The organism is Helicobacter pylori, from assembly GCF_014496965.1.
Taxonomy (GTDB): Bacteria; Campylobacterota; Campylobacteria; order Campylobacterales; family Helicobacteraceae; genus Helicobacter; species Helicobacter pylori_CZ.
Genome location: NZ_JACTCR010000004.1, coordinates 53,083 through 66,346 on the forward strand (window position 1 = coordinate 53,083; position 13,264 = coordinate 66,346).

11 protein-coding genes and 2 pseudogenes are annotated in these 13,264 nt (G+C 36.7%); 11 read left to right on the forward strand and 2 right to left on the reverse strand.

Translation table 11 applies throughout. The features are described 5' to 3' along the window. The first annotated feature begins 87 nt into the window (after window positions 1-87). The 10 genes and pseudogenes from H7O61_RS02590 to H7O61_RS02635 all read left to right on the forward strand — a co-directional run. Window positions 88-357, forward strand: coding sequence for a NifU family protein (locus tag H7O61_RS02590; RefSeq protein WP_079295765.1), 270 nt, complete (start codon window positions 88-90; stop codon window positions 355-357). An 11-nt stretch (window positions 358-368) separates the two neighbouring features. After that, window positions 369-980, forward strand: coding sequence for a histidine kinase (locus tag H7O61_RS02595; protein WP_079295764.1), 612 nt, complete (start codon window positions 369-371; stop codon window positions 978-980). A 3-nt stretch (window positions 981-983) separates the two neighbouring features. Continuing rightward, entirely contained in the window at window positions 984-2,327 is a 1,344-nt protein-coding gene (locus H7O61_RS02600; protein WP_187875057.1) for a UDP-N-acetylmuramoyl-L-alanyl-D-glutamate--2,6-diaminopimelate ligase, read from the forward strand. A 3-nt stretch (window positions 2,328-2,330) separates the two neighbouring features. Beyond that, entirely contained in the window at window positions 2,331-3,281 is a 951-nt protein-coding gene (gene tal / locus H7O61_RS02605; RefSeq protein ID WP_187875058.1) for a transaldolase, read from the forward strand. Window positions 3,282-3,335: 54 nt separating this feature from the next. Continuing rightward, a complete protein-coding gene (locus H7O61_RS02610; RefSeq protein ID WP_000889347.1) occupies window positions 3,336-3,872 on the forward strand; it encodes a 50S ribosomal protein L25/general stress protein Ctc in 537 nt (178 codons plus the stop codon). Window positions 3,873-3,881: 9 nt separating this feature from the next. After that, window positions 3,882-4,442: an aminoacyl-tRNA hydrolase gene (gene pth / locus H7O61_RS02615; RefSeq protein WP_001929856.1), complete on the forward strand. Its 561-nt coding sequence runs from the start codon at window positions 3,882-3,884 to the stop codon at window positions 4,440-4,442. 9 nt (window positions 4,443-4,451) lie between these two features. Then, window positions 4,452-5,519: an LptF/LptG family permease gene (locus tag H7O61_RS02620; RefSeq protein ID WP_187875059.1), complete on the forward strand. Its 1,068-nt coding sequence runs from the start codon at window positions 4,452-4,454 to the stop codon at window positions 5,517-5,519. 56 nt (window positions 5,520-5,575) lie between these two features. Then, window positions 5,576-5,654 (forward strand): annotated as a pseudogene (locus tag H7O61_RS02625) (type II methylase); the annotation flags it as partial. A 92-nt stretch (window positions 5,655-5,746) separates the two neighbouring features. Next, window positions 5,747-7,858, forward strand: a complete 2,112-nt coding sequence (locus H7O61_RS02630) for a DNA cytosine methyltransferase (RefSeq protein WP_025448870.1) — start codon at window positions 5,747-5,749, stop codon at window positions 7,856-7,858. Window positions 7,859-7,891: 33 nt separating this feature from the next. Further along, window positions 7,892-9,049, forward strand: a pseudogene (locus H7O61_RS02635) (AlwI family type II restriction endonuclease); the annotation flags it as partial. 60 nt (window positions 9,050-9,109) lie between these two features. Here H7O61_RS02635 and H7O61_RS02640 read toward each other — a convergent pair. Continuing rightward, a complete protein-coding gene (locus H7O61_RS02640; protein WP_187875075.1) occupies window positions 9,110-10,273 on the reverse strand; it encodes an outer membrane protein in 1,164 nt (387 codons plus the stop codon). 181 nt (window positions 10,274-10,454) lie between these two features. On the opposite strand from H7O61_RS02640, the gene H7O61_RS02645 reads away from it, so the two are divergent. Further along, the gene (locus H7O61_RS02645; protein ID WP_187875060.1) at window positions 10,455-10,892 is read left to right on the forward strand and encodes a CopD family copper resistance protein; all 438 of its coding nucleotides are present in this window, start codon (window positions 10,455-10,457) and stop codon (window positions 10,890-10,892) included. Here the strand turns inward: H7O61_RS02645 and H7O61_RS02650 are convergent. Next, window positions 10,889-13,255: a heavy metal translocating P-type ATPase gene (locus tag H7O61_RS02650; RefSeq protein WP_187875061.1), complete on the reverse strand. Its 2,367-nt coding sequence runs from the start codon at window positions 13,253-13,255 to the stop codon at window positions 10,889-10,891. The genes H7O61_RS02645 and H7O61_RS02650 overlap by 4 nt on opposite strands. Window positions 13,256-13,264 lie beyond the last annotated feature (9 nt).

A 13,264-nucleotide genomic window follows, 5' to 3' on the forward strand; every position in this document is an offset into this window, starting at 1 on the left:
TGAGCCACTCTTAAAAAGCGTTGTTTGATAAAAATGGCTCATTATATGGTATCTTAAAGTAAAATTTTAAAAATAAGGTTTTTAAAAATGATAGAATTTAGCGATGAAGATTTACAAAAACCGGTGCGTATTGTAATAGAAAAAATCCGCCCTCACTTGCTCAAAGATGGCGGTAATATTGAAGTGCTAGGGGTGAAAAGCATGAAAATTTATGTGGCTTTAGAGGGAGCGTGCAAGACTTGCTCTAGCAGTAAAATCACTTTAAAAAATGTCATTGAAAGGCAGCTTAAAATGGACATTCACCCCAATTTAGAAGTGGTGTGCTTAGAAAACGCTAAGGAGTTTGATAAGCTTTAAGGATTATAGGCATGCAGAAGTTTGATTATGAATTTAAAAAGCGCACGTTGATTAAAGATGGCTTTTTAGCGTTCAAGCAAGCCCATTACGCTGAAGCGTTGCGCCTTTTTTCTGAAGTTTTGTTTTTGGATAAAGACAACCAAAAAGCCAAAGTGGGGGCGTTATTAAGCGACATCGCTAAAGATTTCCCTAAAGAAGCCCATAGCTTTTATGAATTGTATCAAAGCTTGATCGCTATGCAAAAACGGAGTTTAAAAAACCAGGCTGAAGAGCAGATCACCGCTTTGATCGCTTCTTTTGATGAGGGATTGAACCAAATGGCTGAAAAGATTGATGCGCAAATTTCTCAAAAAGGCGAGGAATTGAATGGCATTTTGTATGCGGATTTCAAACGCTTGAGCTTGGAGCGCGGCTTTAAGGAAGCGTTTGAGGATTTGATGTTCAGCTCTAGGGTGATTTTTGACAATAAAGAGGATTTTTATGAATTTTTGAAAGAATTGAACCACTATGGCTATTACGAATTAGCAATAAATTACATTGAAAACATGCATGAAGATTCTTTTATTTATGATGAATTTTTGCGTTCTCTTTTAGAAGACGCTCTCAAATCCAATAAGGCTTAAAGAATGAAACTCAAAAAAACCCTAACTTATCAAAACCGCGCCTATTCTTTTTTAAGCGATAACACGAATGAAGTTTTAGAAAACCCTGAAGAAATCCTTTTTGTCAAAACGCCTTTAAACGAAAAATACGCCCCTTTAATCGCAGAAAAAAACCTGGCTATTTTGGATTCTAACGAGCTTAAAAATTACTTTGATTTTAAGATTAAGATTGTAGGGATTACAGGCACTAATGGTAAAACGACCACAGCGAGTTTGATGTATTCCTTGCTCTTAGATTTGAATAAAAAGACCGCTCTTTTAGGCACAAGAGGGTTTTTTATCAACGACAAACGAATCAAAGAAAAGGGCTTGACTACGCCCACTCTTTTAGAGCTTTATAGCGATTTAGAAGAAGCGATGCGTTTAAAATGCGAATACTTTATTATGGAAGTGAGCTCCCATGCGATTGTCCAAAAGCGCATTGCCGGGCTTGATTTTGCCCTTAAAATCCTTACCAACATCACAAGCGATCATTTAGATTTCCACGAAAGCATAGAAAATTACAAAGACGCTAAAAACAGCTTTTTTAAAGATGAGGGCTTGAAAGTGATTAACAGAGATGAAACAAACGCCCTTTTTAACCCCATTAACGCGCACACTTACGCGCTGGATAAAAAAGCACATTTAAACATTCAAGCCTTTTCGCTCACCCCCTCCATTAGCGCGTCTTTATGCTACCAACACGATTTAAGAGATCCTAATGTTAAAGAAACCGCCCTGATACATTCCCCCCTTTTAGGGCGTTACAACCTTTATAATATCTTAGCGGGCGTTTTAGGGGTCAAATTACTCACCCAATTAGCGCTAGAAGCGATTGCGCCGTTATTAGAAAACTTTTATGGGGTTAAGGGGCGTTTGGAAATTGTGCATCCTCAACCTTTAGTGATCGTGGATTTTGCCCACACCATAGACGGCATGCAACAAGTCTTTGAAAGCTTTAAAAACCAAAAAATCACCGCTCTTTTTGGAGCAGGAGGCGATAGGGATAAGACTAAGCGCCCTAAAATGGGAGAAGTAGCGAGCTATTACGCTCATAAAATTATCTTAACTTCAGACAACCCCAGAAGCGAAAACGAAGAAGACATTATTAAGGATATTTTAAAAGGCATCAGCGATTCTTCTAAAGTGGTTATAGAAAAAGACCGAAAGAAAGCCATTTTAAACGCTTTAGAAAATTTAAAAGACGATGAGGTGTTATTGATTTTGGGCAAGGGCGATGAAAACACTCAGATTTTCAAAGACAAAACGATTTTTTTTAGCGACCAGGAAGTCGTTAAAAGTTATTACCAACATTTAAAACAAGGATAAAACATGCAAGAATTCAGTTTGTGGTGCGATTTTATAGAAAGGGATTTTTTAGAAAACGATTTTTTAAAACTCATTAATAAGGGGGCTATTTGTGGGGCGACGAGTAACCCTAGTTTGTTTTGTGAAGCGATCACAAAAAGCGCGTTTTATCAAGATGAAATCGCTAAACTCAAGGGCCAAAAAGCTAAAGAAATTTATGAAACTCTGGCGCTAAAGGATATTGTACAAGCTTCTAGCGCGTTAATGCCTTTATATGAAAAAGACCCTAATAACGGCTACATTAGCCTAGAAATTGATCCCTTTTTAGAAGACGATGCCATTAAAAGCATTGATGAGGCCAAGCGGTTATTCAAAGCATTAAACCGCCCTAATGTGATGATTAAAGTCCCGGCGAGTGAAAGCGCTTTTGAAGTCATTAGCGCTTTAACTCAAGCCTCTATCCCCATTAATGTAACTTTAGTCTTTTCGCCTAAAATTGCCGGTGAAATCGCTCAAATCTTAGCCAAAGAAGCGCGAAAAAGAGCGGTCATTAGCGTGTTTGTCTCACGATTTGACAAAGAAATAGACCCACTAGCACCAAAAAACTTGCAAGCTCAAAGCGGGATCATTAACGCCACAGAGTGCTATCATCAAATCAACCAGCATGCTAATAAGCTAATAAGCACCCTTTTTGCATCCACCGGCGTTAAATCTAATTCTTTAGCTAAAGATTATTACATTAAAGCGCTGTGTTTTAAAAACTCTATCAACACAGCCCCCCTAGAGGCTTTAAATGCTTATTTGCTTGACCCAAACACCGAGTGTCAAACCCCTTTAAAAATCACAGAAATTGAAGCGTTCAAAAAAGAATTGAAAAACCAAAACATTGATTTAGAAAACACCGCTCAAAAACTCCTTAAAGAAGGCTTGATAGCGTTCAAACAATCCTTTGAAAAGCTTTTAAGCAGTTTTTGATTTTTAAGGGTTTTTTGGATAGAATAAGCCCTTATTTTATTTTAAAGGATTGACATGTTAGAGGGCGTTATTAGAGAGAGTATTACTAAAGCTAACGCTAAAGCTTTAAAAAAAGATGGCTATCTAATCGCAAATGTTTATGGGAAGGGTGTTGAAAACGTGAATTGCGCGTTCAAACTAAACCCTTTCATTAAATACCTTAAGGAAAAAAAGCATTTGATTTTCCCGGTGAAATTAGGGGATAAGACTTTTGAAGTCGTGGTTCAAGAATACCAAAAAAACCCCGTTACTAATGAGCTTATCCATGTGGATTTACTCGCTGTTACTAAGGGCGTGAAGTCCAAGTTTAAAGTCCCCGTCAAACACCAAGGCACTCCAGTGGGCTTGAAAAATAAAGGGATTTTGATGCTCTCTAAAAAGCGTATCAGCGTGGAATGCGCTCCAGAGCATCTGCCCGATCACTATTTAGTGGATGTAGCCCCTTTAGATGTGAATGAGTCTATTTTGGTGCGCGATTTAGAAAAACACGAGAATGTGAAGATCTTAGATCATGATTCTATCGCTGTGATCGGCGTGATTAAAGCGAAGTGATTTGAAGTTATGACGCTTTTAGTGGGTTTAGGCAACCCTACTTTGCGTTACGCTCACACCAGACACAACGCTGGTTTTGATATTTTAGATTCACTTGTTAGCGAGTTGGATCTTTCTTTCACTTTTTCTTCCAAACACAACGCTTATTTGTGCATTTATAAGGATTTTATCTTACTCAAGCCCCAAACTTACATGAATTTAAGCGGTGAGAGCGTTTTAAGCGTCAAAAATTTTTACAAACCCAAAGAGCTTTTAATTGTCCATGATGACTTGGATTTACCTTTAGGCGTTGTGAAGTTTAAAAAGGGTGGGGGGAACGGGGGGCATAACGGCTTAAAATCCATTGATTTATTGTGTTCTAATTCTTATTACCGCTTGAGGGTGGGGATCTCTAAAGGGATTGATGTAGTTGAGCATGTGCTTTCAAAATTCCACAACAACGAAGAACCTTTAAAAAACGCTGCGTTTGAACATGCCAAAAACGCCCTAAAATTTTTTATAGAAAGCCATGATTTTAACGCCATGCAAAATCGTTTCACGCTTAAAAAACCTTTACAAATAGAAAGTTAGGGGTTTAAAGTGCGTTTGTTTAGATTTGTAGGGTGGTATTATTTCAAATACTTTTTAATCGTGCTTTTAGCTTTGGAATTGTTTTTTGTAGGCATTGATAGCCTGAAATACGCCGATAAAATGCCCGATTCTGCGAACATGATCATCTTATTTTTCACCTATGACATTTTATTCGCGCTCAATTACACCTTGCCCATTTCCTTGCTTTTAGCGATGGTTTTATTTTATATCGCCTTCATTAAATCCAACCAATACACCGCCTTGCTCTCCATTGGCTTTTCCAAACGCCAGATTTTAAACCCTATTTTTTTCATCAGCTTGTTTTTCACGGCTGTTTATGTGGGGTTGAACGCGACTCCTTTTGTGTATATGGAAGAAAAAACGCAAAATTTGATCTATAAAGACAATTCTTTGAGCGTTTCAGAGCATTTGTTAGTGAAATATAATGACGATTACGTGTATTTTGATAAGATTAATCCCTTATTGCAAAAAGCCCAAAATATCAAGGTGTTTCGCTTAAAAGACAGGACTTTAGAATCTTATGCTGAAGCTAAAGAGGCTTTTTTTGAAGACAAATATTGGATCTTGCATGACACTACTATCTATGAAATGCCCTTAAGTTTTGAACTGGGTGTAAACGCTTTAAACACCACGCGTTTAAAAACCTTTAAAACGCTCAAAAATTTCCGCCCTAAAGTTTTAGACACCATTTATCAAAACAAGCCCGCGGTTTCTATCACAGACGCTCTTTTATCCTTGCATGCTTTAATGCGCCAAAACGCAGACACGAAAAAAGTGCGCTCGTTTTTGTATGTGTTTGCGATTTTGCCCTTTTTTGTGCCGTTTTTAAGCGTTTTAATCGCTTATTTTTCGCCCAGTCTCGCCCGCTATGAAAACCTGGCTCTTTTAGGGCTAAAGTTTATCATTATCACGCTCGTTGTTTGGGGGCTATTCTTTGCTTTAGGGAAGTTCAGCATTTCAGGGATACTCATTCCTGAAATAGGCGTGCTATCGCCCTTTTTTTTATTCTTAGCTCTTAGTCTTTGGTATTTTAAAAAGCTTAATAAGAGATTATGATTTTTAAATCTTACATATTACTAAGTGGTTTTATCCTCTTATTTTAAAGGTGGCTAGTGGAAAGATTTAATCTAAAAAACCGCCGGTATATCGGCTCAAAAACCAAGCTCATAGAGTGGGTATTTGGGAATTTAATAAAAGACTCGTTTATTGCGATCATGTTGATTTTTATAGCATTTTTGCTATAGTATTTGCCAAGAAATCAAAATTTTATAGGAATACTTGTTTTGTTAACTTATGTAGATTTATTTGCAGGTATCGGTGGCTTTAGGCTTGCTTTAGATTCTTTAGGCTTAAAATGTGTTTTTAGTGCAGAGAATAACTCTCATGCTATAGCCATGTATAAAGCGAATTTCAATGATGACTCCACTTGTGATATTACTATTTTAAATCCAAATACTATGCCAGATTTTGATATTTTATGTGCAGGGTTTCCTTGTCAAGCATTCTCGGTATGTGGCAAACAAAAAGGTTTTGAAGACACAACAAGAGGAACGCTGTTTTTTGATATTTGTAGAATTTTAGAAAACAAAAAGCCAAAAATTTTTATCTTGGAAAATGTAAAAAATCTCTTAAAACACAATAAAGGCAACACACTATTTGTAATGCTACAAGCCCTTAGTAATTTAGGCTATAGTGTTAGTTATAAAATTTTAAACGCTAAAGATTTTTCAGTCCCACAAAACAGAGAGAGAATTATCATTGTAGGATATTTAGGTTCTCAAGTATTTGATTTTGATCCTATCAAAACAAATCCTATTATTAACATGCAAAATTTTTTAGACAAGAGTGGTTGTTTTGAGATTTTAAAACCTTGTGAATACACATTATTAGATAGTCAATTGCTCAAAAGACAAAATTCAGGACTCATTTTTTGTGGCTATCGCAATAAGAAAATCCGCACTAAAGGTACAAGAGAAAATACGGAACACTTAAGCAGAGTTCATAAACAGCCTAATAGAATTTATCATGCAAAGGGTATACACCCAACACTTGCCAGTCAAGAACAAAGCGGTCGCTACTTTATCTACACTGATAATTTAGTGAGAAAATTAACCATAAATGAATGTTTTTCTTTTATGGGTTTTCCTAAAGATTTCAAAAAAATCGGCACAAATTCACAGCTTTACGAACGCATTGGTAACAGTATATGTGTTCCTATGGTTAAGGCTATCATAAAAGAAGTGTTAAATCAATTTTACAAACAACCCCTTAAGGAAAATAACATGCAAAATAAAACTTTGGAATTTTTAGAAAAAATTTATAAAGAATGCGTGAGCTTAAAAAATTTAGATAGCTTGGGTTTAAGCGAAATGCAACTTCAAAAAACTCAAATGATTGTTGAAAAAGAAGAAACATTTAAAGGTGTCTATACGGTTCTAATTACAAGTTTAGTCTATAAGAGCAATTACCCTAATCAAGATATTAGATTTCATCAAGCAAATATGGATAATGGGTATAGTGGCAGAAGTTTTGATACTAAATTTATCACACCTTTTTTAAAACAAAAACAATTTCTAGGGGCTATGAAAGAGAGTGGATGGCTTACGAGAAGTTTAGAACAAAATTTACCATATACACTAGACTATCCGGGAAAAATTTCAAATATTGCCATTAAAAAAGCGTTTTTAGAAATCTTAGATGATATAGAAAAAAATCCGGACTTATCTATACCATACTTAAAAGCCTTATTCTATTTGAGTATTAGAGAAAAATCTAAAAAAGCCATTATTCTTGTTAAACCTACCATAAAGGAATCTAGCTATACTATAGACTTTATTATCAATACACTGCAAAAACATTTTAACTTCACTTATAAAAGTAGGGGAGCTTCTATATTGCCTGTAGTAGCTTTGTTCAGTCTATATGAATGTCTAGTTTTGGAATTAGATCGTTTTACTAACAAAAGTTTAAAACCTTTAGATTCTCATTATAGTTGTGATAAGAGCAGTGGTAATGCTGGAGATATTGTAATTTTAGATGAACAAAAACAATTGTTTGAAGTTATAGAGATTAAATTTAATATCGCTATAGACAGCATTATATTACAAGATTCTTATAAGAAAATTGCTCAAACACCTATTAAACGATACTACATTTTAAGCACTCTACCTATTCAAAATAAAGCAGAATTACAAAAGATTACAGATAAAATTGAACATGAACATGGTTGTCAAGTAATTGTTAATGGGGTTTATGATACTTTAAAATACTATTTAAGACTGATTAAAAACACGGAAAATTTTATAAACAATTATCTTAAAAATATCTCACAAAATACGGAAATCAATGAAGAACACAAGCTTGCATGGAATAGTGTTATTGACTTAAATAAATAATTTTTTAACAAGTCCAACAACGAACTTTTAAAAAATAAAATAGTTGGGGCTATATTTTTAAACGCTCTGTCTAAATATGAAGTGGGAAACCCTTACAAAAAGAACTTAAACCATAACAACCCTTTCAAATTATTGCTCTCGCTTTTAAAACGGCTCAAAAATGCCAATCTGACTCCTCTCTCTGTCAAAGAAATCCCTATCTTACTTTGTTGGAAAGACGATAACGCTAATGGGCTTTATGACTATATCATTCATTTAAGACAAGAAATTATTACTATCAATAAAACAGAATTCAGTTACTCAGATGAATTTATCTATGAAAAATGCCTAAAACTTTTAGAAAGTGTTAATAAAACACGATTCAAAATGAGCCAAATCACTAACGAAGCCGTTGATGAATACATTAGAAAAATGCGTATTACAGGACTTATTTCATTGCGTGGTAATGGTAGGTTTATTGATATTAATACTAATGAAAATAATAAAATAGATTATATTTTACAAACCCATAAGGCTTTTAAAGGGGATTATTTAAACGACACTCAAGCTAACAGACTCGCCTTTTTTAACTACATGGCGATCGTGGATAGCTTTCTTGTTAGCGTTACTCCAACCAGCGCTGATGAGAGCGTTAAATCAAGTAAATTGAATGAACTAGCAACCACTTATACTAAAGATTTTATCAAGCAAGAATTACTCATTACTTGCAACAAGCAAGAATCAAAAGATAATTTCTTAAGACTCATTGATAAACCTTTACGCTTAGAATTTTTAAGCGCTATTTTCTTGAAACAACATTTTGAAAATTTAAGCGTGATGCCCAATTATAAAAGCGATGATGAAGGCTTGCCCGTATACACAGCAAGCGGTAATAAACCTGATATTATAGCTATGGACACAAAAGCCCAAAGTTATATAGAAGTGAGCTTGATTAGGGATAGAAGTCAAAGCACCTTGGAAATGATACCTATTGCCAGACATTTAAAAGAATTGATTAAAAATAGCGCTGATATTAGAGAGAAATTTAGCGTTTTCGTGGCTTCAAATATCCATGATGACGCCAAAGAATATGCGGGATTTGCCCATTTCAAAGACAATATTAATATACGCTGTTATGCTATCAATGATTTTATCAAAAAAGTAGAAAACAGCGCAGAGTTATTGCAACTCAATGACAACCCAAAAGCTTGACAAATCAAGCTTTCATATATAAGTATAAGTTATAAGCCTTACCCCAAAACCCTACTAAACTTAAAAAGTATAAACATAACGCAAATACATAGAATACTGACGGCGTAAGGTTTGGGTTAAGCTGAAATTGGTTTCTGCTCCGGTGATAGTGGTTGGTTTGCCATCTTTTAGCGGGCCTTGGCTTTGCTCTTTGATAGTGGTAGAACCTTTGAAAAAGTAATTAGGGAGCGTGGGGATTTTGATACCAAACTCAATGCCATGGTGTTCAAAAATATTGGTTCTAATGCCCACATTCACTAAGAATTGGAAAATCGTGTGATTCACTTTAGCGTTTAATTTTCCTGTGGTATAGACGCTGTTAGGGTTAATCCCCACATTACAACTCGCCGGCGTCGTGTCCCCGCAAGTGATTGTGCCATCAGCGTTAGTCATGTAAGCGTTAGCGTCCGTATTGACGCCATAAACATACCCGTCCTTAAAATACCCCACACGATTGTTAGTCCAAGTGTTACCCGCAAAATTCACGCCTAGAAAAAACCCGGCCGTGGCCTTAGGCTTGTCTATAATGTTAAAAAGCATGTCTGTGCCAAAACCATAAGTATACATGTCCGCTTTTTGATCGCTCAAATAAAAGGGCGATATGGCGTTAGCGGCTCTGGAGTTAGAGAAATTGGTATGCCCGTAATCAAAAAAGCCATAATAGCGCAGCCCAAACCACCTTTTTTTACCCACAAAATGCTTATACCCTGTCATCACGCCTAGCCCATACATCGGCTGGTTACGGCCAGGAATGTCCTTATTGGTGCTAAGCATGGTGCGAGAAGTCCAATTAACCACGCAATTAGCTTTAGTATAGCCTGGCGTTCCTGGCGTCCCTGAAGCTGGCTGACAGCCACCGGTCTGCCCGTCAGGGACTTTGCCATCATCATTAGCCGAAACATCGCCAAAAGGCACTTGAAACAACTCGCCGTTTTTATAAGCGTTGGTCTTTTGATCAGCCCTACCCACTTCCAAGCTAATCCCCACAAACGCGCCATTCTTTTCATGGGCATTTAAGGGGTTTGTCAGCCATAACGAACTCAAAAGAGCGCCTAAAATTACCGAGCCTTTTTTAGAAATATCTAAAGATTGAGCTATCAAAACAGATTCCTTACGATTAAAATTTTTACAAACCATTTTGCAATCTTGCATTCTATTTTTCTTCTTTGTCATAAAATTGAGCATCACTCTCTAGGGTCTCCGTTTAAGTGTTACTTTTTTAATTATTTTATTATAGCTAATTGCAATCTTAAAAGTCAAACAAAAACCACCCCTAAAATTCCCATAATAGTGGGATACTTGACAATAAAACCCTTTTATAGTAGATTAAAAACTCTTTAATTTTCCCATGAATAAAGGATTTTAAATGGATGCGATTTATCCTTATGTGTTGGTTGTTCATTTATTGTGCGCCATTATTTTTATTGGCTACTTGTTTTTTGATGGGGTAATTTTCCCTAATGTGAAGAAAATGTTTGGCGAAGAGTTTGCCAATAAAGCGAATACAGGAATCGCTCAAAGAGCGATCAAAATCATGCCCTTATGCGTTTTAGGGCTTGTTTTGACAGGGGGCATGATGCTTAGTCAATACATGGGGGGCGATAAAGGCTGGTGTGAAACCCCTTTTCAAAAAATACTCATGCTTAAAGTGATCTTAGCGTTAAGCATTTTTCTTTTGGTGCTTTTTTCTTTATCTTGTAAATTTTTGGGCAAGAAAAACCCTATTGGTAAATACACCCATCACATCGCTCTAGCTTTTGGCTTTTTAATCGCTATTTTGGCCAAAACGATGTGGTTTGTTTAAGAGCGTTTCAACCTCAAAGAATTTAAGACCACTAAGAGCGAGCTAGCACTCATGCTCAAACTCGCTATTAAAGGGTTGATGTATCCTAGCATAGCGACTGGGATTAAAATAGCGTTATAAATCAAGCTCAAAACAATGTTTTGCAACACCACTTGATAGACTTTTTGAGCGTTATCAAACGCTTTTTTTAGCAAACTCAAATCCTCTTCTAAAAGCAAAATATCGCATGCGCTTTTACTCAAAGCGCTTTTTTCAAACCCTAAAGAAACGCTCGCTTGTTTCAAGGCCAGCGCATCATTATTGCCATCGCCTATCATCGCGCAAACGCCCTGATAAGAACTGACGATTTGAGCCTTATCTTCAGGGGTCAAATGGGCATGATACTTAGAAATCCCTAATTTTTTCGCGCACTCCTTAACCGAGCTTTCATTATCCCCGCTTAAAATTTCTAATTCCAAGCCTTTATTTTGCAAAGCCTGAATGACTTCTTTAGCGTTAGCTTTCAAACGCTCTTCTAAAATGAATAACGCGCATAAAGTCTTGTTTTTCGCAAAGCCTACCATGATATTAGCACTCTCTTTAACCTTTAAATCAACCCCCATGGATTTTAAAAATTTCAAACTCCCCACTAGCAAGGTTTCGTTTTGATAGCTCGCTTTCAGGCCATGAGCGAAAAACTCTATCTTTTCTAAATCAACCTCATCGCCATTTAGAGTTTTAAGGATCGCGCTATGGGCTAAATGCTCCCTGGTTTTTAAAAGGCTCTTTAAAAGCCTTCCATCAAATTCTTCATGAATGATTTTTTCTTTTAAAAGGACTTCTTTTTGCGTGAGGGTGCCGGTTTTGTCTATAAAGATTTTTTTCACTTTAGCCAGGGTTTCTAAAAACAACGCTTCTTTAAACACGATCAAAGGGTTTTTAAACACCCCTATCACTAACGCAATGGGCGTAGCTAAAGCGAACGCGCAAGGGCAGCTTATGACTAACACGCTAATACACACCATTAAGGCTTTTTCAAAATTACCCCCCAAACCAAATTGCCACAATAAAAAGCTCACAAAGGCTAAAAACAACACCGCTTTAGAAAAAATATCCGCGATTTGATTCGCGCTGCTCTCAATTAAGGGCTTTTCTAAAAAACTCTTTTTTAAAGTTTCTAACAAACTAGAAAGGCGTGAGTTTTGAAAAGTCGCGCCCACTTGATAGCTAAAAGGCACGCCCACATTCACATAACCCCCTAAAATTGGATCATTAACCCCCAATTCCAAAGGCTTAAACTCCCCACTGATCAAAGACGCATCCACGCTCGCGTTATTTAAAAGCACGCCATCTAAAGCGATTTTAGCCCCGCTTGGCACCCAAACAACCGAGCCTATCGCCACATCTTTAGGGTGTTTTTCTATCTGCTTGCCATTTTCTACAATAATCACGCTATGGATCTCATGCGATTCTAGGGCCAAACATTTTTCATTCGCAAACAGCCTGGCCTTTAATTCCAAAAACTTAGAGCCAAAAACAAGCGTTAAAATCGTGCTGCTCGCTTCAAAATAGGTCTCTTGAGACACCAACATCGCATAAAGGGAATAAACAAACGCCGACAACGCCCCAAAAGACACGCTCAAATCCATGCCCAAAACGCCATTTTTTAGCCCATAAAACGCCCCCTTAATGAAAAAACGCCCCACCACCACTAGCACCAACAAGCTTAAAAAGAGCGATACGAGATCCAAATTCCTTTGCATGAGTTTATCCATGCCGCTACTATAACTCGCAGCGCCATAACTCGCGTTACCGTAGCTTGCGTATTTGGCAATGGCAATAAACATCAAATTCATGGTAGCAAAAAACCCCACGCTTAAAGTGAGCAAGTAGGAGCGTTGCTCTTTTTGGGCTTTTAGGGTGTAATTTTGCGCATTATAAATTTTAGCCCCATAGCCCAAACTCTCAATCTTTTGAATAATCTCTTTAGGGTTTAAGGATTTGTCAAACACGATTTGCAAGTGGTGGGTGGTGAAATTCACGCTCACTTTTTTAACCCCCTTTAAGCGTTCTAAAACCTTTTGATTGAGCCACAAGCAAGCGTTACAATGCGTTTTTTCTAGCAAAAGATTGAGGATAAAATCGCCCTTATTGTTTTCTTCAAGGGCTTGTTCTAATTCCAAAGCGCTCATTGAATCCTGGGGCGTTACGGGGGCTAAAGTGGAATCGTTTAATTTGTCATAAAAGCTCTCTAAATTCAAATCCAATAATAACGCATACACCCTAGCGCACCCTGCACAGCAAAAATGCAATTCTTTATGATTAATGGTCTCTTTAAAAAGATCGCTTTCTTTAAACTCCAACTGGCAATGCGAACATTTCATTTTTAATCC

What these genes read in the sequence shown, in the direction of transcription:
- H7O61_RS02610 (WP_000889347.1), top strand. Translation starts at nt 3,336, where the DNA reads ATGTTAGAGGGCGTTATTAGAGAGAGTATTACTAAAGCTAACGCTAAA.
- H7O61_RS02640 (WP_187875075.1), bottom strand. Translation starts at nt 10,273, where the DNA reads ATGCTCAATTTTATGACAAAGAAGAAAAATAGAATGCAAGATTGCAAA.
- H7O61_RS02650 (WP_187875061.1), bottom strand. Translation starts at nt 13,255, where the DNA reads ATGAAATGTTCGCATTGCCAGTTGGAGTTTAAAGAAAGCGATCTTTTT.
- H7O61_RS02645 (WP_187875060.1), top strand. Translation starts at nt 10,455, where the DNA reads ATGGATGCGATTTATCCTTATGTGTTGGTTGTTCATTTATTGTGCGCC.
- H7O61_RS02595 (WP_079295764.1), top strand. Translation starts at nt 369, where the DNA reads ATGCAGAAGTTTGATTATGAATTTAAAAAGCGCACGTTGATTAAAGAT.
- tal (WP_187875058.1), top strand. Translation starts at nt 2,331, where the DNA reads ATGCAAGAATTCAGTTTGTGGTGCGATTTTATAGAAAGGGATTTTTTA.
- H7O61_RS02590 (WP_079295765.1), top strand. Translation starts at nt 88, where the DNA reads ATGATAGAATTTAGCGATGAAGATTTACAAAAACCGGTGCGTATTGTA.
- H7O61_RS02600 (WP_187875057.1), top strand. Translation starts at nt 984, where the DNA reads ATGAAACTCAAAAAAACCCTAACTTATCAAAACCGCGCCTATTCTTTT.
- pth (WP_001929856.1), top strand. Translation starts at nt 3,882, where the DNA reads ATGACGCTTTTAGTGGGTTTAGGCAACCCTACTTTGCGTTACGCTCAC.